Source organism: Nocardia sp. bgisy118, from assembly GCF_057708605.1.
Genome location: NZ_JBYISM010000035.1, coordinates 57,493 through 81,764 on the forward strand (window position 1 = coordinate 57,493; position 24,272 = coordinate 81,764).

Below are 24,272 nucleotides of genomic sequence, written 5' to 3' on the forward strand. Positions count from 1 at the left end.
AGGTGGGTGTTACCGCCCCGCATGTTTGAACTGCCACGCCGCCACCCCCAGCACCGCGATCCCCACCACCAACGTCCCCAACCCACCCATCATCAACCGCACCGTAATCCGGTGCAGCCTCTCGTACCTCTGCCGGTTCTCGAAGAACTTGTCGGTAGGCACTGTGTCGCCGATGAAGCAGGATTCGGAGGCTTTGATGGCGCGGGCGGCGAGGGAGTCGGCGATGCCGCCTGCGGTGAGGGCGAGGACGGCGGTGGCGATGCAGGTGAGGGAGACAGCGGTGAGTGCGACCTGGAACATGGGACCCCCGGGTGATGCGTGTCGCTGGTGAGCGACGGCTGTTGTGCTGAGTACCAACAGTTTGGCGGTGGGGTCCGACAGGTTTCGGTTCCGTATCTCGATCGTTGTGCCAGGGTGGTGGGTGTCTCCGTGATGTGTGAGCAGGACTGGTGTGGTGGGGGGACTCAGCGGCGCACTTCGGTGAGCGCGACTGGGCGGCGCTCGGCGCGGGAGCGTGTGCAGGCTTCGGCGATGTAGGCGGCTTCGAGCGCGTCGGCCACGGTGCAGGGGGTGGGGGTGGAGCCGGTGGCGACGGCGACGAAGGTGGCGAGTTCCTCGGTGTAGGCGCGGCGGAATCGTTCCATGAAGCCGGGATAGGCGGGGTAGGGCGAGGCGTGGTGGTCGGGTTCGACGGAGCGCAGTGGAGCGCGGTCGTCGAGGCCGACGATGGCGTTGCCGCGTGAGCCGAGGACCTCGAGGCGGACGTCGTAGCCCGCGCCGTTGTAGCGCCCCAGGTTCACCGTGGCGAGAGTGCCGTCGTCGAGCGTGAGGAGGGCGGCGGCGGTGTCGATATCGCCTGCGGCGGTGAAGAATTGGTCGCCGCGATTGGCGCCGTGCGCGTAGACCTCGGTGACCTCGCGGCCGCTGACCCAGCGGATGATGTCGAAATCGTGGACGCCGCAGTCGCGGAACAGTCCACCCGAGCGACGGACGTAGTCGGCGGGCGGCGGCGCCGGGTCGAGGGTGGTGGCCCGCAGGGTGTGCAGCCAGCCGAGTTCGCCGCTCGCGACGGCCGCGCGCGCGGCGCGGTAGCCGGCGTCGAAGCGGCGTTGGAAGCCGATCTGCACGGGGACGGTGGCGCCGCGCAGGTGGTCGAGCACGGCCAGGGTGCCGTCGATGTCGGCGGCGACGGGCTTTTCGCAGAAGACGGGGATGCCACGGTCGACGGCGGCGGCGATCAGCGCGGGGTGGGAGTCGGTGGCGGTGGCGACGACGAGGCCGGTGAGGCCGGCGGCGAGCAGCGTCTGGATGTCGGGGACGGCTTCGACGCCGAGCTTGGCCGCCGCGGCGTGCGCGCGAGTGGTGTCGATATCGGCGACAAGGACGCGGTCGACCCCCGGAAGTTCGTGCAGCGTTTCGGCGTGCGCGGTGCCGATGCGGCCCGTGCCCACGAGGCCTATGGTGACGGTGGTGCTCATCGATCCTCCTGCTCGGTAAGAATTCGATTGCCTGCCTTGGTGTTTCGCTGTGATTCAGCCGGGTGCGGCGGTGGTTCCTCGGACGACGAGCTTGGGTTCCAGCCTGCGGCGGACGGGGTCGATGCGGCCGTCGCGGAGACGTTCGGCGAGCGCTTCGACGGCGAGCCCGCCCATCCGGACGCGCGGCTGGTCGATGGTGGTGAGCGAGATGTGGCGCAGCGCGGCAAGCGACGTGTTGTCATAGCCGACGACGGAGACGTCGTCCGGCACTCGCAGCCCGGCTTCCTCGAGCGCCGACATCGCGCCCACGGCGTTGAAATCGTTGCCGCACATCAGCGCGGTGGGAAAAGTGCTGGGGGAGAAGATCTTCAGCAGCTTGCGCACGCCTTCCATGCCTGCCGAGTCGGTGTGCTCGCTGGCGATGACCATCGGTTCCAGGCCGTGCCGCGCCATGGCGGTGCGGTAGCCGCGGCGGCGGGCGGCGGCGGTGAAAGCTGCGCCCCCGTCCAGGTGCACGATTCGACTGTGGCCGAGGGAAACCAGGTGGTCGACAGCCAGCGCGCTGCCGATCTCGCCGTCGTCGTTGACGGTGTCGACGCCGGCGATGGTAGAGCCGCGGGATACCAGGACGATCGGAACCTGTTGTGCCGCATGACGAATCGCGGAGGCGGGTAGCACGGGGGAGAGCAGGATGATCCCGCCGGGGCGGAACGACAGCAAGCTCTCCAGTGCGGTGCGCTCACGGGCCGCGCTACGCCTGCCGGTGTTCAGAATCAATTCGAGCCCCGATCGCTGGGCGACGGCGTCCATGCCCTCCACAACGTCGGCGAAGAAGGCGTTGCGCAGATCCGAGACGAGGACTCCGACGATATTGGAGGTGCGACTGGCCAGCGATCTGGCCATGATGTGCGGCTGATAGCCGAGATCGCGCGCGGCCTCCAGCACGGCGCGGCGACGGTGTGCGCTGACCTTCGGCGAATCCCGCATGACCAGCGATACCAGCGCCCGCGAGACGCCGGCGCGGGCGGCGACGTCCTCCATCGTCGGTCGCGCCATCTCGCCTCCGTCCGGCCGTCCCGTGTCCGGCTCCCAGCCCGTCGAACGGGCTGTACCGGGTGCCGGATCGGACGTTACACGCAGCGAAGCGGGCCGATCAATAGAGCGCTCCAATCCGGCGCCGAGCACCTTTCGCACCATGCCCTGTTGTCATGCCTGGCAAAGAAATACGAGGTAGAGACAAGGAAACGCGGAGGGGCCGCAACCCTTGACACGCTGTGGCCCGCGTTACATAGTTGGAGCGCTCCAAGCGAGGGCGCCTGTTCACCTCGAAGGCCGGAGGGTGCGATGACCGAATCTCTCTACCCGCTGCGTATCGCGGCCGCGCCGATCTCCTGGGGCGTGTGCGAAGTCCCCGGCTGGGGCCATGTGCTCGACGCGGAGACCGTGCTGGCCGAGATGACTCGACTCGGCATCACCGCGACCGAGCTGGGTCCGCCCGGCTATCTCCCGGACGACCCGGCCGCGCTGCGCGCGCTGCTCGACGGATTCGGCATCCGCGCCGTGGGCGGATTCCTCGCGCTGCCGCTGCACCGTGCGCCGGAGCAGGCGCTGGCGGCGGCGCGGCGCGCGGCCGAACTGTTCGCGGCGACCGGCGCCGAGGTCCTGGTGCTGGCCGCCGCCACCGGGTTGGCGGGCTACAACCTCCGCCCACGGCTCGACGCGGCCGGGTGGCGGACCCTCCTGGACACCGCGGCCGCCATTCGTGACCTCGCGGCCGCGCACGGTCTGCGCACCGCGGTGCATCCGCACGTCGGCACCCAGGTGCAGACGGAGGACGAAGTCGAACGATTCCTCGCGGACTCCGATCTCGATCTCTGTCTCGACACCGGCCACCTGCTCGTCGGGGGAACCGATCCGGTCGGCCTGGCCCGGCGGCATGCGCACCGCATCGGCCACGTCCACCTGAAGGATGTGCGCGCCGATCTGGCACGCGAAGTGCGCGGTGGCGCAGTGGAATACAGCGATGCGGTGCGCCGTGGACTCTATGTGCCGCTCGGTGCGGGCGACGTCGACATCGCCGCGCTCGTGTGCGCCGTCCACGAGGCCGGTTACCGCGGCTGGTTCGTCATCGAGCAGGACATGGCGTTGCGGCCGACCGACCCGGTGGAGTCGGCGAGCCGTGACGCGCAACGCAGTCTGCGCTATCTCGCCGATCTCGGCGTCGCATCGACGTCGGCGCGAATGTAGGAGGGCGCGGATGGCGGGCGGGGCCACATGGGACGCGCTGCGACACGAATTGGCGCGGGTGGTCCGCTCGTGACCGCGGCCGCCGGGGCGGGGACGACGGAGGCGCTGACCATCGGCCGCGTCGGCGTCGACCTGTATCCGGAGCAAAGCGGCGTGCCGCTGGCCGAGGTTCGCTCCTTCGCGAAATCGTTGGGCGGCACCGCGACCAACGTCGCGGTGGCCGCCGCGCGCCTCGGCCGTCGCACGGCGGTCCTCACCAAGGTCGGCCCGGATGGCTTCGGTTCCTATGTGCGCGCGGCGCTCACCGAGTTCGGCGTCGCCGCGGACCACGTCGGCACCGCGCCGAATCTGCTGACGCCCGTGGTCTTCTGCGAGCTGAATCCGCCCGCCGATCCGCCCCTGCTGTTCTACCGCGCCCCGATCGCGCCCGACCTCACCTTGACACCCGACGACGTGCCGTGGGATCTCATCGATGCCGTCCCGCTGCTGTGGGTCACGGGCACCGGAGTGAGCGCCGAACCCGCCCGCGGCACCCAGCGCGCGATCCTGGAGCGGCGCGCCCGGCGCGGGCACACGGTGCTCGACCTGGACTACCGGCCGATGTTCTGGCCCGACGAGGCGACCGCGCGCGCCGAGATCGGCGGGTTGATCGACCACGTGAACGTCGTCGTCGGCAACCGCACCGAGGTCGGCGTCGCGGTCGGCACCGCCGACCCCGACGCGGCAGCCGATCGACTGCTGGCGCGCGGGGTCCGGCTCGCGGTGATCAAACGCGGGGCCGACGGTGTACTCGTCGCCACCGCCGACGAGCGCCGGACCGTGCCGCCGTGCCCGGTGACAGTGGTGTGCGGTCTCGGCGCGGGCGACGCTTTCGGCGGCGCGCTGGTCCACGGGCTGCTCGCCGGCTGGGACCCGCACCGGATCGCCACGTACGCCAACGCGGCGGGCGCGCTGGTCGCGGCCCGGCTGGCCTGCGCGGACGCCATGCCGACGGCGGCGGAGATCGAGGAGCTGCTGTGCCGATGAACGCCGTCCCGTACCTGACCGACGATCGTTGGGCCGAGCTGCTGCGGATGCGCGCCAAGGACCCCGCGGCCGTGGAGCGGGCCTACGCCAAGCGGATTCGGCGCGCGAGCGTGCTGTCGGACCGCGAGACGCTGTTCCTGGTGGCCGCCGACCACCCCGCCCGCGGCGCGCTCGGCGTCGGATCGGATCGCACCGCGATGGCCGACCGCCGCGCGCTCCTGGAGCGGCTGCTGATCGCGTTGGCGAATCCCGCCGTGGACGGCGTGCTCGGCTCGCCCGACGTGGTCGAGGAACTGCTGTTGCTCGACGCGCTCGACGACAAGGTGGTGATCGGCTCCATGAACCGCGGCGGCTTGGCGGGCGCGGAGTGGGAGATCGACGACCGGTTCACCGGCTACGACGCCGACGCCCTTGTCCGCTGCCGCCTCGACGGCGGCAAGATGCTGCTGCGCCTCGTCGATTCCGATCCCGGTACGGCGTCCACCCTGCACGCCTGCGCGCAGGCGGTCTCCGAGCTGGCGGCGCACGGTCTGATGGCGATGGTGGAACCGCTGCCGTATCACCGCGACCACTCCGGCGCGCTGGTGATGAGCAAGGACGCGCCGTCGCTGGCGCGGGCGATCACGGTCGCCTCCGGCCTCGGCGTCACCTCCGCCTACACCTGGCTGAAAATTCCCGCACCCGAGGACAGTTCGGTGTTGGACGCCACGACGCTGCCGGTGGTGGTGCTCGGCGGCTCGCCCTCCGGAGACCCCGCGGCCGACCTGGCCGCCTGGGGCGGCGCGCTGCACCACGACGTGGTGCGCGGCCTGGTGGTCGGGCGCGCTCTGCTGTATCCGCCGGACGGCGATGTCGCCGTCGCCGTCGACGCGGCGGCCCGCATGCTGAAGGCGTCCCGATGACGGAGGAGTCCCGATGACATCGCATCGTCCGGCCGGGACACTGGCAGACGGCCGAGATCCGATCCGGTTGACCGCCGAGGACGCCGGGTGGCGCTACACCGGTCTACGCGTGGTGACGGTCGAGCCGGGCGAGACCAGAACGCTGTCCACCGGCGAGTACGAGGCGTTCGTCCTGCCGCTCTCCGGCTCGTGCGTCGTTCGCGTCGACGGGATCGTCCTCGAACTGGCCGGGCGCGCTTCGGTTTTCCACCGCGTGACGGACTTCGCGTACGTGCCGCGCGACGCCGAAGCGCGGATCTCCAGCGCCGACGGCGCGCTGCTCGCCCTGCCCATGGCCAAGTGCGCGCGGCGGCTCTCGCCGAAATACGGTGCAGCCGAGGATATTCCGATCGAGGTCAGGGGCGCGGGCCGAGCCACCCGACAGGTCACCAACTTCGGCGTGCCAGGAGTATGGGAGCACGCGGACAAGCTCAACGCCTGTGAGCTGATCACGCCGGACGGCAACTGGTCGTCGTACCCGCCGCACAAGCACGACGAGGCGAGCGAGTGCGAGGTGGTCAACGAGGAGATCTATTACTTCCGCATCGCGGGCCGTGACGGCGTCACCCCGTCCCGCGAGGGTTTCGGCCTGCATCGCATTTACACCGCCGACGGCGCGCTGGACGAGAACGTGGCGGTGCGCGACGGCGACGTCTTCCTCATACCGCGCGGCTACCACGGTCCCTGCGTCGCCGCGCCCGGCTACCCGATGTACTACCTCAATGTGCTGGCCGGTCCGGCGCCCGAACGGTCGATGGCCTTCTGCGACGATCCGGCGCACGCCTGGGTCCGAGATGGCTGGATCAGCGAGCCGACCGACCCGCGCTGCCCGGTCACCAGCCCGGAAGGACGGTCGCCATGGAACTGACCACCGCCCAGGCCCTGGTGGCCTGGATCGTCGCACAGCGTTCGGAGACGCTGGACGGGGCGGATGTGCCGCTCTTCCCGGCGGCCTTCGCGATCTTCGGGCACGGCAATGTGCTCGGCCTCGGTACGGCGCTGCACGAGCGCCGCGACGAACTGCCCGTCTGGCGGGGCCACACCGAGCAGGGGATGGCGCTGGCGGCGCTCGGGTACGCCAAGGCCACCCACCGGCGTCAGGTCGGCGTCGCCACGTCTTCGATCGGTCCCGGCGCGCTGAACATGGTCACGGCGGCCGGGGTCGCGCACGCGAACCGGCTGCCGCTCCTGCTGCTCCCCGGCGACACCTTCACCGGACGCGCCCCCGACCCGGTGCTGCAACAGGTGGAGCATTTCGGGGACGCGACCGCGACGGTGAACGACGCCTTCCGCGCGGTCAGCCGATACTTCGACCGGATCACCAGACCAGAACAGCTGATCGCGACGTTGCCGCAGGTGGCGCGCGTGCTGACCGATCCAGCCGACGCCGGACCGGTCACCGTGGCGCTGCCGCAGGACGTGCAGGCCGAGACCTTCGACTTCCCGGACGCGCTGTTCGCTCCGCTCCTGCATCGCGTACCGCGGCCGCGTCCCGACCTGCGCGCACTGGGCGAGGCCGCCGCCGTCCTGCGCGCCGCGCGGCGGCCGCTGCTGATCGTCGGCGGCGGGGTGCGCTATTCGGGCGCGGGCCCGCAGGCGGTGGAATTCGCCGAGCGGCGCGGTATTCCGATCACCGAGACCACCGCGGGACGGACCCTGGTGCCCCACGATCACCCCTTGCACGCGGGACCGCTCGGCATCACCGGCTCGGCGTCGGCGAACGCTCTCGCCGCCGACGCCGATCTGGTGCTCGCCGTCGGGACCCGGCTCCAGGACTTCACCACCGCCTCGTGGACGGTCTTCGCGCCCGACGTCCGCCTGGTCACCGTCAACGCGGCCCGCTTCGACGCGGTGAAGCACGGTGCGCTGGCGATCGTCGGCGACGCGGCGGCCACCCTCACCGAGCTGGGCCAGGAGCTGTCGGGGTGGACGGCGCCCGCGGACTGGTCCGGGCGCGCGGCGGTGCTGCGCGAGACCTGGGACGCCCGGATCGACAAGCTGCGCGCGCCGACGCCGGGGACGCCCAGCTACGCCCAGGTGGTCGGCATCGTCAACGAGCTCTCGGCGCCGGAGGACTACGTCATGACCGCTTCCGGCGGGCTGCCCGGCGAGCTGATCGGCGGCTGGCGCGCCGCCGGAGGAACGCCGAGCATGGACGTCGAGTACGGATTCTCCTGTATGGGCTACGAGCTCGCGGGCGCGTGGGGCGCCGCCATGGCGCACCGGCCAGGTCTGGTCACCACGCTGCTCGGCGACGGCTCCTATCTGATGCTGAATTCGGAGCTGTTCTCGGCGGCCTTCGCCGGGCATCCATTCGTCGCTGTGGTGTGCGACAACGACGGCTACGCGGTGATCGCGCGGCTCCAGGAGGGACAGGGCGGCGCGGCGTTCAACAATCAGTACGCGGACTGCCGGACCACCCTCGCCGACCCACCGCGCGTCGATTTCGCGGCGCACGCGGCGGCGCTCGGTTGCTCGATATTCGCTGCAAGCAATACCGACCAGTTTCGAACCGCCTACGCCCAAGCCAGGGCGGCCGCGGTCGCGGCGTCGCGTCCCGCGGTCGTGGTGGTGCGCACGCGGGCGTCCGACTGGACCGATGCGGGTGCGTGGTGGGAAGTCGGTGTACCGCAATACCTTTCCGGTCGCGGCGACTACGAGGCGAACAAGCCCGCTCAGCTGCGCTACGCGCGCGGGCGATGACAACTGCTGGCGATCGCCCGCACCCGTCGAAATGCGGGCCTGTTCGCTGGGCGGTCGATGGCGGGCCCGGACGCGCTGTGTGAGACACCGACCCCGAGATTCGTTGAATAGCTCACAGTCGACGGTGCCGAATGTGGAGAAATTCGTCCGATGATGGCATTGTGGATCTACGAGACCGGGGTGTCCATGCAAGTCCCTGGCTCGTCAACAGAAAGTATGAAATGGCTCAAGGCATTGTTAAGTGGTTCAACAGCGAGAAGGGCTTCGGCTTCATTGCACAGGACGGCGGCGGTCCCGACGTCTTCGTGCACTACTCGGCTGTGAGCGGCTCGGGTTTCAGGTCCCTCGATGAGGGGCAGCGCGTGGAGTTCGAGATCGGCCAGGGACAGAAGGGTCCGCAGGCCCAGGACGTCCGCGTCGTCGCCTGATTCGACACGCACTTCGAGGCTCCGCACCGGTTCGGTGCGGGGCCTCTCGTCTTTTCAGGCCAGGTCGGGCCCCTGAGGCCGCCACCTGATGGACCGATCGGCCTCGGTCGGTGTACCCTTCCCCGGTTCTGCGCGGGAGAAGGTACGGCGTATGGCTCAGGGCACAGTGATGTGGTTCGACACCGAAAAAGGTTTCGGTTTCATCGCCCAAGACGATGGCGGCAAGGACGTGTTCGTGGACTATCTGGACCTGGAGGGTTCGGGGTTCCGGTCTTTGGCGGCCGGGCAGCGGGTCGAGTTCGAGCTGCGCCAGAGCAAGTCCGGTCCGGAGGCGATCGGCGTGCGCGTCATCGGCTGACCGACAGGGCCTGCGCGCGGAAGAACTCCGCGGTCAGCTCCCTTGCGCGTCCCGGATCCCGGTCTGTCGTTCGCGGGAAAGCATCGGCGGCGCCGTCGAATTCGCCCGCGATGAAGGCGGCGATCGGTGCGGGCACCACTCCGCTGCCCATTTCCCTTGTCCGCGACTTGAGTTCGGTGAGCTCGGTCACGGCCGCGACCAGGTCGGCGGGCAGCTCGCACTGCGCGATCAGCGTCGGCAGATGCATCGGGGCCACCGCGGCTTCGGGATGCTCGCGCAGCCACCGCAGCGCCATCGCCGGGCGCAGTGCGTAGAAGACCTTCTTCAGGGATCGGTTGTGGTCGAACAGTTCCCATTGCCGCGCGCCCAGGTGCAAGTAGTGCCGCGCCACCTTGTCGCGAGTGGCGACCTGCTCGGCCAGCTCCCGCAGCTCGGCACGGAATCGCGCGTCGCCGCGGTACACGATCGGCGACATCAGCCATTCGATCAGCACCGCGTTGCCCTTGACGAGCAACCGCAGCGCCTTGCCGAGATCCCAGCCGCTCACATCGAGCAAGCCGACCAGCGGCGTCTCGATCACATCGCGCGTGCGCCACGGCGACAGGTAGGTGTCCAGCGCCGCCACGTACACGAACCGGCAGTCGTAGTCGGAGTCCGGCGACGGGAAGCCCCAAGCGCGGCTGCCGCTTTCGATGGCCAGCCGCACACCCACCCGGCACTCGCGCTCGATCCGGTCCAGCTCGGCGTCGACGGACCCGACCACCGTCGGATCCATCGACTCGGGAACAGCGCGCAACGACATGGGCCGATGGTATGCGGGCCGGTGTGTGCGTTCAGCTCATTTTTCGGGACGAAACATGGTCCGCGCGAATCACTGTCGAGCCGGATCGGGTCCGATCGTGATGTTCGTCAGCGTGGCGAGCGACAGCGTTGGGCCGAGCGCCATGGCGGCACAGCCGCCGGGTGATCGGTTGCGAGCCTGCCCGGTGGCGAGCCTGCCCGGTGGCGAGCCTGCCGCGATCGCGGCAGACAACGAGCTCCGGTGGCCGTCATCGCGATGTTCGAGCCCGCCGTGCCCATCCTGTATGAGCAGTGCGCCGCGCGCCGCGCTGCTGCGCCTCTCGGCGAGTGCGCACGCCGAGGCGTCCGAAATCCACCCGGCCTTCGCCGGAATGCTCGCGCTGGGCCGCGGGGCCGCCGGTTGAACGTTGGCGGGGGCGGGTCGGGTTGGGCGTGGCGCGATGCTGCTGTGCCGTCCGACCGCGGTGTACCCAGGGCACGGCCTTCGGTGCTGTTCGTGCGTGTGGGCTGCCGGAAGCTCGGTGGGAGGTGGTGTGGCACTCGCGCGGCGGAGAACCCGCGATGTGCGTTCTCGCGGGCGTTCGCCTTGGACGGGGATGCCGATCGTCGGGCGCCCGCCTGGGCTCGCGTGATGTCGTGCGACCGGCCTGCCGAGGTTGCTGTGAGTGGTTGCCTCCGTCCGAGTCCGTGGCGGAGACGGTGCTTTCGGCTGTCTCCACCGAAAATTCGGTGAATTGCCGAGCAATAACTCGTGTGCTTGCGCCTCGGGAAATACCGACATCGAGCGATGCTGCTGATTCCCGGTCCTGTTCGCGCTCCGAGAGGCTCTGCATCCGAATTCGATGAGAGCGCTCTAGTGGATATTCTCAGAGTTTCTCCGGCGATTCCTCAGAGTTCTCTCAGAGATTTTGGAATTGTGATCGGCCACCTTATCTGGACGCACGACCAGTGTTCCAGGGCGGCAAATGTGCAGGCAGGAGGCCATTTTTGAGGGTCGACTCGCCTGACGTCCAGTGACGCGGGTCGCATTCGATAAACGAATGTAGTCTGCGTCACAATTCCTCGGAATTTCGTAACCGCATTCGCGAAGCCGCCGATGTGCCGTGTGTCAGCCAGTTCGACTGGATAATTTCAACGAAGAGGAATTCTTATGATCCCCGTTATCATCGACACCGGTAGTGCTGCCATCAACGGCCTGTTCGACACTCTCGGTGCCGCGCTGCACGGTGTGCTGAACACCCTGTGGACGGGATCCTTCGGCGGCCGCTGATTCGACTCCGCGATCGAGTAACTCGATCGCAGCCGTGCCGTTCGATCGGCACGACCGATGGAAGACCCCGCATCCCCTCGGTGCGGGGTCTTCCCGTCTTTCCAAGGGTTTCGGGCAACGCGCCCGTTCGGGGCGTGCGCGGACACACGACAGGGCCGACGCGGATCCGGTGGCGTTGCGACAGACCGGCATTCGTTCTCGGTTTCGCCGCACCTCACCGCGCCGCTCGCACACTGACGGCAGCCGCCTACCGGGTGGTACGGCCGAACGAAATGCCGACTACTAAGCTGGTCGGCGGTAACTGCCGACCCCCTTTCCCCAGGAGTACCCCACAGTGAGCCAAGCAGGCCGTCCTGTTGTTCTGATCGCCGACAAGCTCGCCCAGTCGACCGTCGACGCGCTCGGTGACGGTGTCGAGGTTCGCTGGGTCGACGGCCCCGACCGCCCGGCCCTGCTCGCCGCGGTCCCGACGGCCGACGCGCTGCTCGTGCGTTCCGCCACCACCGTCGACGCCGAGGTGCTCGAGGCGGGCAAGAACCTGAAGATCGTCGCCCGCGCCGGCGTCGGCCTCGACAACGTCGACGTGCCCGCGGCCACCGAGCGCGGCGTCATGGTCGTCAACGCGCCGACCTCCAACATCCACACCGCCGCCGAGCACGCGGTCACCCTGCTGCTCGCCGCGGCTCGCCAGGTTCCCGCCGCCGACGCGACCCTGCGCGAGCGCACCTGGCAGCGCAGCAAGTTCAACGGCGTCGAGATCTTCGACAAGACCGTCGGCGTCGTCGGCCTCGGCCGGATCGGCCAGCTGTTCGCCGCGCGCCTCGCCGCGTTCGAGACCAAGATCATCGCGTACGACCCCTACGTCTCCCCGGCCCGCGCCGCCCAGCTCGGCATCGAGCTGGTCACCCTGGACGAGCTGCTGCAGCGCGCCGACCTGATCTCGGTGCACCTGCCCAAGACCCCCGAGACCAAGGGCCTGCTGAGCAAGGAGAAGCTCGCCCTCACCAAGCCGGGCGTCATCATCGTCAACGCCGCGCGCGGCGGCCTGATCGACGAGGCCGCGCTGGCCGACGCGATCAAGTCCGGCCACGTGCGCGCCGCGGGCCTCGACGTGTTCGACACCGAGCCCTGCACCGACAGCCCGCTGTTCGACCTCCCGCAGGTCGTCGTCACCCCGCACCTCGGCGCGTCCACCTCCGAGGCGCAGGACCGCGCGGGCACCGATGTCGCCAAGTCGGTGCTGCTCGCCCTGGCCGGCGAGTTCGTGCCGGGCGCGGTGAACGTCACCGGCGGCACCGTGGGCGAAGAGGTCGCCCCGTGGCTCGAGATCGTGCGCAAGCAGGGCGCGCTGATCGGCGCGCTGTCCGACGTGCTGCCCGTCAGCATCGAAGTCCAGGTGCGCGGCGAGCTCGCCTCCGAGGACGTCGCGGTGCTGGAGCTCGCGGCGCTGCGCGGCATCTTCTCGGCGCTGTCCGAGGGCGACGGGCAGGGCCCGGCGGTGACCTTCGTCAACGCCCCCGCGCTCGCCAAGGACCGCGGCATCACCGCCACGGTCACCACCGCTTCGGAGAGCCCGAGCCACCGCAGCGTCGTCGACGTGCGCGCCGTGTTCGGCGACGGCCGCACGCTGAACGTCGCGGGCACCCTCACCGAGCCGCAGCTGGTGCAGAAGATCGTCAACATCAACGGCCGCAACTACGACATGCGCGCCGAGGGCCTGAACCTGGCCGTGCTGAACTACGAGGACCGGCCGGGCGCGCTGGGCAAGATCGGCACCAAGCTTGGCGAGGCCGACGTGGACATCCTGGCCGCGCAGCTGAGCCAGGACGTGAACAAGGAAGGCGCCACCGTCATCCTGCGCGTCAACAAGGAAGTGCCCGCCGATGTGCAGAACGCCATCGCCGAGGCGGTCGGCGCCGCCAAGATCGCGCTGGTCGACCTGTTCTGATCCACTCACGCCCTCGGGCGTGACATCAGACCGTGTGCGCGCCGTCACCGCAGGGTGGCGGCGTGCCGCATGTTCCCGGCGCGGCGCCGGGAGGTCGGGAGCGGCCCCGCCCGGATGGCCGGACACGGCGGGGCGCCTAGTACCGTGTCGTTGCTCGCCGAGCGTCCGGCCAGGTCCGGTCGAACACTGAACGGAGTTGTCATGAAGCTTGCTGTCATCCCCGGTGACGGTATCGGGCCCGAGGTCATCGCCGAGGCGCTCAAGGTGCTGGACGTCGTCGTGCCCGGAGTCGAGAAGACCGAGTACGACCTGGGCGCCAAGCGTTACCACGCGACCGGCGAGATCCTGCCCGACTCGGTGCTGCCGGAACTGAAGCAGCACGACGCCATCCTGCTCGGCGCGATCGGCGACCCGTCGGTGCCGAGCGGCGTGCTCGAGCGCGGTCTGCTGCTGCGCACCCGGTTCGCGCTCGACCACCACGTGAACCTGCGCCCCTCGAAACTGTTCCCCGGCGTGACCAGCCCGCTGGCCGGCAACCCCGACATCGACTTCGTCGTGGTGCGCGAAGGCACCGAGGGCCCCTACACCGGCACCGGCGGCGCGATCCGCGTCGAGACCCCGCACGAGGTCGCCACCGAGGTGAGCACCAACACCCGCTTCGGCATCGAGCGCGTGGTGCGCTACGCCTTCGCCAAGGCGCAGGCCCGCCGCAAGCACCTCACCCTCGTGCACAAGAACAACGTGCTGACCTTCGCCGGATCGCTGTGGCAGCGCACCGTCGACGAGGTCGCCGCGGAGTTCCCCGAGGTCACCACCGCCTACCAGCACATCGACGCGGCGACCATCCACATGGTCAACGATCCCGGCCGCTTCGACGTGATCGTCACCGACAACCTGTTCGGCGACATCATCACCGACCTCGCTGCCGCGGTCAGCGGCGGCATCGGTCTGGCCGCCAGCGGCAACATCGATGCCTCCGGCGCCAACCCGAGCATGTTCGAGCCGGTGCACGGCAGCGCCCCCGACATCGCGGGCCAGTCGAAGGCCGACCCGACCGCCGCCATCCTGTCGGTCTCGCTGCTGCTCAACCACCTCGGCAACACCGAGGCCGCCGCCCGGATCGAGGCCGCCGTCGCCAAGGACCTGGCCGAGCGGTCCGGCGCTTCCTCCACGGTGGAGGTCGGCGACCGCATCGCCGCCTCGGTCTGACCATCGTCGGCGAGGCCCCGCATCCGTCTCGGGTGCGGGGCCTCGTCGTACCTCCTGGTTATCCTCGGGGCGAGTGCGAACCAGGGAGGTCGGGTGACCGAGCGACGAGCGAGCAAACGGCCGGGGCCGGGTCCCTACACGATCCGGGACCTGCACGCGCTGCCGGAGGACGGCAAGGGATTCGAGCTCGAGGACGGCTGGTTGATCGAAGTCGCGCGCGGCGCCCGGCACAATCACGTGGCCCGGCGGCTGGCGCGTTTCCTCGATGTCGCCGCCGACGCGGCGGTGCACGTCTGCCTCGGCGGCGGCTGGGAAGTGAGCACGCCCAACGGCATTCGTAAACCCGACATCGTCGTGGTGCCCCGCGAGGTGGTGCGCACGGCGCTCGTCGCCGATCCGCCCCGGCTGCTGCCCGGGTCCGAAGTGCAACTCGCCGTGGAGGTCATCGCGCCGGGGACCGGCAGCGAGCGCACCGACCGGGTGCGAAAGGTCCGTGAGTACGCGGCCGCAGGCATACCGCAGTATTGGATCGTCGAACACCACCCGCACGTGCGCATCTATCCGCTCGTCCTCGACGGGGACGTCTATCGCGCCGAACCGCCCGTCGGACCGGGGTCGATCCTGAGCGCGAACATCGGTCACCGCAACCACTTTCGCGTCAGCGTCGATCCGGCCGCCCTGCTCGAAGTGTGAGTCCACCACCGGCGCAACGGGTCCTGCTCAGGCCATTCCGGTGGCAGCAATAGAGGCGGTGAAGAAGAGCCTTGTGTGCCGCCGCTGAGCATTACGGCTGGGACGACGGCGGGCGTGGACGTGCGCTGGAGATCGCTTTCGGTGGGTTGTGTGGTCGACGCGGTGCACCGCAACGAATTCGGCGCCCAGGCGTTCGTTTTCGCGTCGCCCGTTCGAGTGTTGGCCGCGCCGCGCGGTAGGGTCGCCCCGTTCGTTCGATGCGGGGCGACCCTGTGGGCCGCAGTGTAATCAGCTCGGGATGTGGCGGTCGGCGGGAACCAGTGGGATGGCTGCCGTGGCCAGTGCCGCGGCAGCCAGGTAGGCGGCGGGGAAACCGCCGATCGTGATCAGCGCGCCGAAAACCGGTGGGATGGCGGCCATCGCGAGGTTCTGGCCGGTGTTCTGAATGCCGAGACCGCGCCCGCTCCAGTACGGACCGGCGATCTCGGCGACCGCCGTGAAGGCGAGTCCGTTGTCCGACACCGTGATCACCGAGGCGGCGATCAGCAGCGGGATGGCGGCCCACCACCACTGCGTCCATGCCGTCAGGCCCAAGGCCGCCATGGACAGGACGGCCCCGATGGCCACCGTTCGCAGCGGGCCCAGTCTGCTGCCGACCCGGTCGGACCAGGCGCCCGCGCCGATGCGGCCGAACGCGCCGAGGATTTGGGTCGCCGTCACCAGCGCGCCCGCGGCGGCCAGCGACCAGCCGATGTCGCGGTGCAGCCACAGCAGCGCGAAGGTCCACACCACGCCCTGCGGCACGCACAGCAGCACGGACACGGCGTGGATGCGCCACAGCGTGGCATCGCCGCGATACGGATTGACCCGGTCGACGCCCTTGCCCTCCGGCCGCGGCGGATCGATGATGCCCAGGTAGCAGGCCGCCGCCGCGATGCCGGCCATGACGGCGGGCACCAGAACGGCGGCCGAAATGCCGTGGGCCGCAGCGACGGCGGGCACCGCCAGCGCGCCGACGCCGACACCGAGCGGTTGGGCGGTCTGCCTGATGCCCATGGCCAGCCCGCGCCGCTCCGGCGGGAACCAGCCGACGATGACGCGGCCGCTGGCGCCGTTGGTGCTTGCCGCGCCCGCGCCGCCGAGGAACAGCAACGCGCCCAGCGCGATGTCGTGGGTGGTGGTGGCCGCCGCGGCGCCCGCGAAGAACATCACCAGCGGCCCGCCGACCAACACCTTCCGCTCGCCGATGCGGTCCACCACGTAGCCCCACGCGATGAGCGTGCAGACCAGTCCGACGGTGGGCATCGCCACCAGCAGACCCGCTGTGGGCAAGGACATTCCGCGCGCCGTCAGCGCGGGCAGCAGGAAGGGCGTTCCGTGGATGAACACCGCGCTCGATGCCTGCGCGAAGACGCCGAGGGCGAGCATGGACCACCGTCGTCCCGCGCGAATCTCTGTCACGGTCGCCATGGGCCACACCTCGAATCTCAGAATATGGAACGCAAGTCTCACGGAATGAACATCGGGCGTTACGTTACACCCGGGGGCGACTGGATTTCTCGATTCGGGAGCGGTCACGCCCGCGTCGGGTCCCGGGTGACCGGCGCGAACGCGCCGCGGATCGAGTCGAAACTCACACTCGATGTGCGCCCGGCCGACAGTGAGGTCTGTCGCGGCTTCCTGCCGAATCGGTCGGCCGCGCGGGCCGATCGGACCGCTCGGTCGGGTGCGTTCGAGCAGGTCGACGCCGGTCGATAGACTTCGGGGCATGCGTCTAGGTCGAGTTGCCAGTCCCGATGGGGTCGCGTTCGTCAGCATCGAGGGGGAGGGAAGCGACATCACGGGCGGGAGTAGGGCGGGATCGTGGACCGCGAAAGAGATCGCGGAACACCCGTTCGGTACGCCGACGTTCACCGGACGGAGCTGGCCGCTGGCCGACGTACGCCTGCTCGCGCCGATCCTGGCCAGCAAGGTGGTGTGTGTCGGCAAGAACTACGCCGCGCACGCCGCGGAGATGGGCGGTCCCGCGCCGGAGGAGCCGGTGATCTTCATCAAGCCGAGCACCGCCATCGTCGGGCCGAACGCCCCGATCATCTTGCCGCCCAGCTCCTCTCAGGTCGATTACGAGGGCGAGCTCGCCGTCGTCATCGGCCGCCCGTGCAAGGACGTGCCCGCCGCCCGGGCCAAGGACGTGATCCTCGGCTACACCGTCGCCAACGACGTCACCGCCCGCGATCAGCAGCGTCAGGACGGCCAGTGGACGCGCGGCAAAGGCTACGACACCTTCTGCCCGCTCGGCCCCTGGATCGAAACCTCGCTGGACCCTTCGGATCTGGAGATCGTCACCGAACTCGACGGCGAGGTTCGTCAGCGCAGCCGCACTTCGCTACTGCTGCACGACATTCCGAAGCTGATCGAATGGGTGAGCACGGTCATGACGCTGCTTCCCGGCGACGTCATCCTGACCGGAACGCCGGAGGGCGTCGGGCCCATGCAGAACGGCCAGCAGGTGTCCGTCACCGTCGAGGGCCTCGGAACCCTCACCAATCCCGTTGCCGCCAAACGCTGATCGAAAGAGAGCCATGACTGAAGTACGGGTCCGTTTCTGCCCGTCACCCACCGGTACACCGCACGTCGGCCTGATCCGGACGGCGCTGTTCAACTGGGCGTACGCCCGCCACACCGGCGGCACCTTCGTCTTCCGCATCGAAGACACCGACGCGGCACGCGATTCCGAGGAGTCCTACCGCGCGATCCTCGACGCGCTGCGCTGGCTCGGGCTGACCTGGGACGAGGGTCCCGAGGTCGGCGGCCCCTACGGGCCCTACCGCCAGTCGGAGCGGCGGGAGCTGCATCTCGATGTGGTGCGCAAGCTGCTGGAGGCGGGCGAGGCGTACGAATCCTTCTCCACGCCCGACGAAGTCGAGGCGCGCCACCGCGCGGCGGGCCGGGACCCCAAGCTCGGCTACGACAACTTCGACCGCGATCTGACCCCCGAGGCCATCGCGGCCTACCGCGAAGAGGGCAGGCCCCCGGTGATCCGGCTGCGCATGCCCGACGAGGACCTCACCTGGCACGATCTGGTGCGCGGCGAGACCACCTTCAAGGCGGGCACAGTACCCGATTTCGCGCTCACCCGCGGTAACGGCGATCCGCTCTACACGCTGGTCAACCCGATCGACGACGCGCTGATGAAGATCACCCACGTGCTGCGCGGCGAGGATCTGCTCTCCTCGACGCCGCGCCAGCTCGCGCTGTACGCCGCGCTGAAGCGGATCGGAGTGGCGGACTTCACCCCGGAGTTCGGCCACCTGCCGTTCGTCATGGGGCAGGGCAACAAGAAGTTGTCCAAGCGTGATCCGGAGTCGAATCTGTTCGCCCACCGTGACCGCGGATTCATCCCCGAGGGTTTGCTGAATTACCTGGCGCTACTCGGTTGGAGCATCGCCGACGATCACGATGTGTTCTCGATGACCGAGATGGTGGCGGCCTTCGATATTGCGACAGTGAATTCGAACCCGGCGCGTTTCGACCAGAAGAAGGCCGACGCGCTGAACGCCGAGCACATCCGATTGCTGGCACCCGGTGATTTCGCGAGCCGACTGCGCGAGTTCCTCACCGAACACGGTCACATCGGCGCCGAAGTGGACGAGAAGGTGTTCGCGGTGGCGGCGGAATTGGTGCAGACCAGAATCGTGGTGCTGTCCGATGCCTGGGATCTTCTGCGATTCTTGTTCGCACCCGCCGAAGAGTTCGTCATCGATCCCGCGGCGGGCGGCAAGAATCTGGGCGCGGACGCGGTACCGGTGCTCGACGCCGCAATTGCCGCGCTGGAGCCCTTGGCGTCCTGGACCACCTCCGCTATCGAGGAAGCGCTGAAAGTCGCGCTGATCGATGATCTGGGGCTCAAACCGCGCAAGGCGTTCGCGCCGGTGCGGGTCGCGGTGACCGGATCGCACATCAGCCCGCCGCTGTACGAGTCGCTGGAATTGCTCGGCAGGGAGGTGACGATGGCGCGGCTGCGTGCCGCGCAGGCGTGGTCGCCCGCCGCGGAGTAGGTCTGCCCGCCCTCGCTCCGGTCGGCACGGGCCGCCACGGATGTCGTCCGGTGGCGCGCGCCGGCCGGGGCCGGGGGCATCGAGGCCGGTTCGCTCGCCGTACGCGGACCGGCTGTGGCAAGCGGCATTTTTCGGCCGAAAACATGGCTTTGACCAGGCGATTTGTAGTTTACCGGTAGAGGTTTGGTAATCTCTTTCTCGGCCGGAACGCGGCCCCGAGGTCAGCCAGGCAGCGGGGTCGAAGGACCTGGTCACTGGGGTATGGTGTAATTGGCAACACAGCTGATTCTGGTTCAGCCATTCTAGGTTCGAGTCCTGGTACCCCAGCGGAGAATGTTGTACGTCTCTCGGTTCGCGGCCGAAAGTAGTTCAGCATCCGGCGATTTGGTCGCCGAGCTTCGGTCAGCTAAACTAACCGAGCTTCCAAAGATCGAAAGATCAACCGGAGATCACTGAGAACGTGAGTGATCAGTCCTGGCCCCGTCGTCTAGCGGCCTAGGACGCCGCCCTCTCAAGGCGGTAGCGCGGGTTCGAATCCCGTCGGGGCTACGCAAGTGGGAGGCCCATGCTCATGGAGAGCATGGGCCTTTCTTGCTTCGCAAGTGTTTTGTGGGGGTGCGACCCCCACAACCCGCCCGGAGGGGCGTTGCCCCCCGGACCCCCTTGGTGGGTGGTCCCGTTTTGTGGGGGTCGTCACTTTGAGTCTTTGGGATCGTTGGCGAACGGGCCTTTGAAGTCTGCGGTAGGCATGGCCTTCGGGCGGTGCAGGCTCGGTGGGCGGAGGCGCTCCGGCAATCGAGGCGGGTCATCGGATGTCGCCGTTGACCGCTGAGTAACCCTGATTGGCCTTTGGGGGCCTTTGCCGCGTCACCTTCACCAGGCGGTCCTGGTGTACGCGGTCGCCGTGATCGCGCGGCTCACTTCGCGGCTGCCGTTCGCGGCTGGTTGGCCCGGCATCAAGGGTGGATCGAGCCGCCACGAACCTCACAGCCCCATCGCAGCGCCATCTACGTCCGACCACACAGACCGTTTGCACGCCTCGCAGGGGAGGCAGCCTTTGCGAGGGGCGTGAAACCTCTGCGAGGGCAGCGTCAGCGGAGTGTCGGGACCGGGGGGCGCTCGAAGCGGCTTGTGGCATGGACAAGTGCGGCACGCGTTGAACGCTGCGCGGAATCGCGCATGTCGGCGGGCATCCGGTGGTCGATGAAGTCTGCGATGGCTGCCGGGATCGGGGGATTAGGTGCTGTTGGGGTTGTCGATCAGGTGGACGCTCAGGAATCGGGCAGCGTGGGCCCCTGCAATGCGCCGCGGGGCTTGCTGATCGGCGTCGCGCGGCGGAGATTCGGCTGCTGAGTTCCGGGCGGGAGCTCCGTGAGGTCGAGTGCACACCGGCGTCGAGCCTGTGTGGTGGCAGCGGTGGTGTGGTGGCTGCTGCCGGATCTGCGCGAGACGCTGTGCGCACCGTCAGCGCGGATGGGGTCGCGGTGCACATGCCGGGGCAACGGCGCAGTCGGGGCCGGGCTCCTCGATGGGTCGGCAGGCATGCCCCTGAGTCGCGCAGCGAGTGCGAGCGGACGGATGACGGAAGAGCCGGTCGAATTCGGCGACCAGGCCAACTGAGCGACGATCCACGAACTGTGTTGCCGGAGGTGTTGGCAATCGAAGGTTCGTCTTCGGGGCGAACTCGATCGGAATCGGTGACGTGCGCGGTGGGTGACGTGTTCGGCGCGACGTGCTGCCGCGGGCGGCGAATTGCGTGCGGGCGGTTCGGGGGTGATCTTCGGCGCGAGGAAGAAGGGGAACGGGGCGCCTTCGATGGGATCGCGGGTGGTGAGCCTCGTGATCCGCGGGCGCCCCGTGCCGGGTCGTCGTTATCCGCTCTTGCGGCGGAACTCTCGCTTGTGGCTGGCGGTGCCGTGGGTGGCGGTCGCCTTGGAGTGGCCGTCCATGTGGTCGGCTGCCTTGCCGTGCTGGGCGTTCTTGCGCTCCAGCGCCTCGCGGAACTTGCGCTTCACTTCTTCGGCACTGCCGTTGGGACTTCCCGATTCCGTCATCGCCTGCTCCTCGTCATCGCCTGCTCCTCGTCGTCGCGGCCGCGCGCAGGCGCTACCCGCGGGGCGGCGCTGCCCGGCCGAATCGTGTCGAACGACTCGACGCTAACGCGCCGGAGCGCCGCTGTCAGCTCGATTTCCGGTGCGGCGCGGCGCGGCCCCGATCAGTGCGGCGCGCCAGCGATCAGTCCAGAGCGTTGGCGGTCGTGCCGCCGAGCGGCAGCGCGGGCAGGCCGAGTTTGCGGTGATCCCAGCTGCGCACCCGCTCGGGCACCACGCGCACCGCGACCCGCTTGTTGAGCATGTTCTCCACCAGCGGGCGAACCTCTTCGCTGTAGGGGCCGGTGTAGCGTTCCCAGACGCTCACGCCGACCGCGAACAGCCGCTCCGGGTCATCGATGATCTCGGCGCGACCCTCGATCGACACCCCGCGCAGCTGGTCGTAGGTCTGTCCGGCCTCGACCATGCACGTGATGCGCGGATCGCGGCGCAGATTCACCGCCTTCTGCGATTTGGCCTTGGTCTCGAACCAGATCTCGCCATCGATCAGCGCGTACCACATCGCGGTCAGGTGCGGCCTGCCCTGCGGACCGAGGGTGGCCAGCGTCGCGATACGGCTGCGCTCCAGGAACTCGGCGATCTCGGCGTCGGACATGACGATCTGCGCCCGTTGGTTGACTCCCATGGGCCAACTCTAGAGAACAATTTCTGAAACGTGTTACAGGCGCTTGTGCAGCGCGTCCGCGGCCGCGACCAGATCCGCCGCCCACCGCGCGCCCGGCCTGCGGCCCATCCGATCGATCGGGCCGGAGACCGAGACAGCGGCGATCACGTTGCCCGCGGTGTCGCGGACCGGCGCCGAGACGCTGGCCACGCCCGCCGCTCGCTCGGCCGCGCTCTGCGCCCAGCCGCGCTTGCGCACCTCGGCCAGCGCGCGCTCGCCGAAGACCGCGTCGGCCAGAATGGTGCGCTGCAACTCCGGATCCGCCCAGGCGAGCAGCACCTTGGCGGCCGAGCCCGCGGTGAGCGGCAGCCTGGCCCCGATCGGGACGGTGTCGCGCAGTCCGACGGGGGGTTCCATGGCGGCGATGCAGACCCTGGCGCCGCCGTCCCGGCAATAGAGCTGGACGCTCTCGCCGGTGATCTCGCGCAGCCGGGGCAGAATAGCGGCGGCGGCCTCCTGGAGCGGGTCGGTGGCGCCCGCGGCCAGCTCGGCGAGGGCCGGTCCCGGCCGCCAGGTTCCGTTGTTGTCGCGGGCGAGCAGACGGTGCACCTCGAGGCCGACGGCCAGCCGGTGCGCGGTGGCCCTGGGCAGGCCGGTGCGGGTGCACAGCTCGTTGAGACCGCACGGATGCTCCGCGACGGCGTAGAGGACCGCCACTGCTTTGTCGAGGACGCCGATACCGCTATGCTGTCTCATAGAACGATATTAGCGTCTCGGATATTGAGATAGTCAAACTCCGCCGGGAAAGTCGCCGTCGAGACGAGCGGCCGGGCGGGGCGACGCGGTCGAGATGTCCGGCGACCCGAATCCACAATTCTGTGCAGCAGTTCCCGCGCACTCAGCCCGAATCGCGGGGGACCGCTGCTCGTCCGAAAGGTGATCGAGAATGGCCGACCGCCCACGCACCCTGGCCGAGAAGGTGTGGGATCAGCATGTCGTCGCGCGCGGCGAGGGCGAAGGCTCCTCGCGCGAGCCCGATCTGATCTACATCGATCTGCATCTGGTGCACGAAGTGACGAGTCCGCAGGCCTTCGACGGACTGCGGGCCGCCGGCAGGAGGGTGCGCCGCCCTGACCTGACCATCGCGACCGAGGACCACAACGTCCCCACCACAGATATCGATAAGCCGATCGCCGATCCCGTTTCGCGGACCCAGGTCGAGACGCTGCGGCACAACTGCGCGGAATTCGGTGTCCGGCTGCACCCGATGGGCGATCTGGACCAGGGCATCGTGCACGTGGTCGGTCCGCAGCTCGGCCTGACCCAGCCGGGTACGACGGTGGTGTGCGGCGACAGCCACACCTCCACGCACGGCGCGTTCGGCGCGCTGGCGATGGGCATCGGCACCAGCGAGGTCGAACACGTGCTGGCGACACAGACTTTGTCGCTGCGCCCGTTCAAGACGATGGCCGTCAACATCGACGGTCAGCTGCCGCACGGCGTCACCAGTAAAGACGTGATCCTCGCCGTGATCGCCCAGATCGGCACCGGCGGCGGTCAGGGCTACGTCCTGGAGTACCGCGGCGAGGCCGTGCGCGCCATGTCCATGGAGGCGCGGATGACGATGTGCAACATGTCCATCGAGGCGGGCGCCCGCGCGGGCATGATCGCGCCGGACGAGGTCACCTACGAATTCCTGAAGGGCCGTCCGCACGCCCCCGAGGGCGCCGACTGGGATGCCGCCGTGGCGGCCTGGGACGCGCTGAAGACGGAGGAGGGTGCCGTTTTCGACGCCGAGGTGCACATCGACGCGAGCGCGCTGACGCCGTTCGTCACCTGGGGCACCAACCCCGGTCAGGGTTTGCCCCTGGGCGCCGCGGTACCCGACCCCGCCGAGATTGCCGACGAGACGGCGCGTGAGGCCGCGGAGAAAGCGCTGCGGTACATGGATTTGGAGCCGGGAACTCCGCTTCGGCAGATCCCGATCGACACCGTATTCGTCGGATCGTGCACCAACGGGCGCATCGAGGATTTGCGCGCTGTGGCCGGGATTTTGAAGGGACGGCGCGTCGCGGACGGCGTGCGAATGCTGGTTGTACCGGGCTCGATGCGGGTTCGCGCTCAGGCGGAAAAAGAAGGATTGGGCGAGATTTTCACCGCGGCAGGCGCCGAATGGCGGCAGGCGGGTTGTTCGATGTGCCTGGGAATGAACCCGGATCAGCTTTCGCCGGGCCAGCGCTGCGCCTCGACCTCCAACCGCAACTTCGAAGGCAGGCAGGGCAAAGGCGGGCGTACCCACTTGGTTTCTCCGCTGGTGGCCGCCGCGACGGCCGTCCGCGGAACTCTGTCCTCGCCCGCCGATCTGAACTGACGCCGCACGACACCCCCTATCTACCC

Annotated in this window: 21 protein-coding genes and 2 tRNA genes; 15 read left to right on the top strand and 8 right to left on the bottom strand. The window is 69.2% G+C overall.

Annotated features, from left to right (window positions below):
- Positions 1-9: 9 nt before the first annotated feature.
- The 3 genes from AC3EO7_RS32465 to AC3EO7_RS32475 all read right to left on the bottom strand — a co-directional run bounded on the left by AC3EO7_RS32465 (position 10) and on the right by AC3EO7_RS32475 (position 2,534).
- Entirely contained in the window at positions 10-300 is a 291-nt protein-coding gene (locus AC3EO7_RS32465; RefSeq protein ID WP_435593287.1) for a hypothetical protein, read from the bottom strand.
- A gap of 164 nt (positions 301-464) precedes the next feature.
- Positions 465-1,478: a Gfo/Idh/MocA family protein gene (locus tag AC3EO7_RS32470; protein WP_435593288.1), complete on the bottom strand. Its 1,014-nt coding sequence runs from the start codon at positions 1,476-1,478 to the stop codon at positions 465-467.
- 54 nt (positions 1,479-1,532) lie between these two features.
- On the bottom strand, positions 1,533-2,534 hold the full coding sequence (locus tag AC3EO7_RS32475) for a LacI family DNA-binding transcriptional regulator (protein ID WP_431972484.1): 1,002 nt from the start codon (positions 2,532-2,534) through the stop codon (positions 1,533-1,535).
- Positions 2,535-2,822: 288 nt separating this feature from the next.
- Between AC3EO7_RS32475 and AC3EO7_RS32480 the strand changes: the two genes are divergently transcribed.
- The 7 genes from AC3EO7_RS32480 to AC3EO7_RS32510 all read left to right on the top strand — a co-directional run bounded on the left by AC3EO7_RS32480 (position 2,823) and on the right by AC3EO7_RS32510 (position 9,181).
- The gene (locus tag AC3EO7_RS32480; RefSeq protein WP_435593289.1) at positions 2,823-3,725 is read left to right on the top strand and encodes a TIM barrel protein; all 903 of its coding nucleotides are present in this window, start codon (positions 2,823-2,825) and stop codon (positions 3,723-3,725) included.
- Positions 3,726-3,794: 69 nt separating this feature from the next.
- The gene (gene iolC, locus AC3EO7_RS32485; protein ID WP_431972482.1) at positions 3,795-4,751 is read left to right on the top strand and encodes a 5-dehydro-2-deoxygluconokinase; all 957 of its coding nucleotides are present in this window, start codon (positions 3,795-3,797) and stop codon (positions 4,749-4,751) included.
- Entirely contained in the window at positions 4,748-5,653 is a 906-nt protein-coding gene (locus tag AC3EO7_RS32490; protein WP_431972481.1) for a Cgl0159 family (beta/alpha)8-fold protein, read from the top strand. The genes iolC and AC3EO7_RS32490 overlap by 4 nt, the downstream gene beginning before the upstream one ends.
- A 13-nt stretch (positions 5,654-5,666) precedes the next feature.
- On the top strand, positions 5,667-6,560 hold the full coding sequence (gene iolB / locus AC3EO7_RS32495) for a 5-deoxy-glucuronate isomerase (protein ID WP_435593290.1): 894 nt from the start codon (positions 5,667-5,669) through the stop codon (positions 6,558-6,560).
- On the top strand, positions 6,551-8,395 hold the full coding sequence (gene iolD / locus AC3EO7_RS32500; protein WP_435593291.1) for a 3D-(3,5/4)-trihydroxycyclohexane-1,2-dione acylhydrolase (decyclizing): 1,845 nt from the start codon (positions 6,551-6,553) through the stop codon (positions 8,393-8,395). Before iolB ends, iolD begins: the two co-directional genes overlap by 10 nt.
- A 221-nt stretch (positions 8,396-8,616) precedes the next feature.
- A complete protein-coding gene (locus AC3EO7_RS32505; RefSeq protein ID WP_011210759.1) occupies positions 8,617-8,823 on the top strand; it encodes a cold-shock protein in 207 nt (68 codons plus the stop codon).
- 151 nt (positions 8,824-8,974) lie between these two features.
- Positions 8,975-9,181, top strand: coding sequence for a cold-shock protein (locus AC3EO7_RS32510; protein WP_357446224.1), 207 nt, complete (start codon positions 8,975-8,977; stop codon positions 9,179-9,181).
- Here AC3EO7_RS32510 and AC3EO7_RS32515 read toward each other — a convergent pair.
- A complete protein-coding gene (locus AC3EO7_RS32515) occupies positions 9,171-9,983 on the bottom strand; it encodes a nucleotidyltransferase domain-containing protein (RefSeq protein ID WP_431972478.1) in 813 nt (270 codons plus the stop codon). The genes AC3EO7_RS32510 and AC3EO7_RS32515 overlap by 11 nt on opposite strands.
- A 1,603-nt stretch (positions 9,984-11,586) precedes the next feature.
- On the opposite strand from AC3EO7_RS32515, the gene serA reads away from it, so the two are divergent.
- From serA to AC3EO7_RS32530, 3 genes are all read left to right on the top strand, one after another.
- Positions 11,587-13,200 carry a phosphoglycerate dehydrogenase gene (serA, locus tag AC3EO7_RS32520; RefSeq protein ID WP_431972477.1) on the top strand — a complete coding sequence of 538 codons (1,614 nt, stop codon included), beginning with the start codon at positions 11,587-11,589 and terminating at the stop codon, positions 13,198-13,200.
- A 201-nt stretch (positions 13,201-13,401) separates the two neighbouring features.
- Entirely contained in the window at positions 13,402-14,409 is a 1,008-nt protein-coding gene (locus tag AC3EO7_RS32525) for a 3-isopropylmalate dehydrogenase (RefSeq protein WP_431972476.1), read from the top strand.
- Between the two features lie 93 nt (positions 14,410-14,502).
- Entirely contained in the window at positions 14,503-15,102 is a 600-nt protein-coding gene (locus AC3EO7_RS32530; protein ID WP_431972475.1) for a Uma2 family endonuclease, read from the top strand.
- 288 nt (positions 15,103-15,390) lie between these two features.
- On the opposite strand, the gene AC3EO7_RS32535 is transcribed toward AC3EO7_RS32530, so the two are convergent.
- Positions 15,391-16,572 carry an MFS transporter gene (locus tag AC3EO7_RS32535; RefSeq protein ID WP_431972474.1) on the bottom strand — a complete coding sequence of 394 codons (1,182 nt, stop codon included), beginning with the start codon at positions 16,570-16,572 and terminating at the stop codon, positions 15,391-15,393.
- Positions 16,573-16,870: 298 nt separating this feature from the next.
- On the opposite strand from AC3EO7_RS32535, the gene AC3EO7_RS32540 reads away from it, so the two are divergent.
- The 4 genes from AC3EO7_RS32540 to AC3EO7_RS32555 all read left to right on the top strand — a co-directional run bounded on the left by AC3EO7_RS32540 (position 16,871) and on the right by AC3EO7_RS32555 (position 19,709).
- A complete protein-coding gene (locus AC3EO7_RS32540) occupies positions 16,871-17,671 on the top strand; it encodes a fumarylacetoacetate hydrolase family protein (RefSeq protein ID WP_431972472.1) in 801 nt (266 codons plus the stop codon).
- Positions 17,672-17,684: 13 nt separating this feature from the next.
- Entirely contained in the window at positions 17,685-19,160 is a 1,476-nt protein-coding gene (gene gltX, locus AC3EO7_RS32545) for a glutamate--tRNA ligase (protein WP_435593293.1), read from the top strand.
- Between the two features lie 255 nt (positions 19,161-19,415).
- A tRNA-Gln gene (locus tag AC3EO7_RS32550) sits at positions 19,416-19,487 on the top strand.
- Between the two features lie 149 nt (positions 19,488-19,636).
- Positions 19,637-19,709, top strand: a tRNA-Glu gene (locus tag AC3EO7_RS32555).
- Positions 19,710-21,031: 1,322 nt separating this feature from the next.
- Here AC3EO7_RS32555 and AC3EO7_RS32560 read toward each other — a convergent pair.
- The 3 genes from AC3EO7_RS32560 to AC3EO7_RS32570 all read right to left on the bottom strand — a co-directional run bounded on the left by AC3EO7_RS32560 (position 21,032) and on the right by AC3EO7_RS32570 (position 22,631).
- On the bottom strand, positions 21,032-21,214 hold the full coding sequence (locus AC3EO7_RS32560) for a DUF5302 domain-containing protein (protein ID WP_431972470.1): 183 nt from the start codon (positions 21,212-21,214) through the stop codon (positions 21,032-21,034).
- A gap of 181 nt (positions 21,215-21,395) precedes the next feature.
- On the bottom strand, positions 21,396-21,896 hold the full coding sequence (locus AC3EO7_RS32565) for a pyridoxamine 5'-phosphate oxidase family protein (protein WP_068063354.1): 501 nt from the start codon (positions 21,894-21,896) through the stop codon (positions 21,396-21,398).
- A gap of 33 nt (positions 21,897-21,929) precedes the next feature.
- Positions 21,930-22,631 (bottom strand): IclR family transcriptional regulator, encoded by a 702-nt coding sequence (locus AC3EO7_RS32570; RefSeq protein WP_067781941.1) that lies wholly within the window; start codon positions 22,629-22,631, stop codon positions 21,930-21,932.
- A 190-nt stretch (positions 22,632-22,821) separates the two neighbouring features.
- Between AC3EO7_RS32570 and leuC the strand changes: the two genes are divergently transcribed.
- Positions 22,822-24,246, top strand: coding sequence for a 3-isopropylmalate dehydratase large subunit (gene leuC / locus AC3EO7_RS32575; RefSeq protein ID WP_431972468.1), 1,425 nt, complete (start codon positions 22,822-22,824; stop codon positions 24,244-24,246).
- The last annotated feature ends 26 nt before the right edge of the window (positions 24,247-24,272 follow it).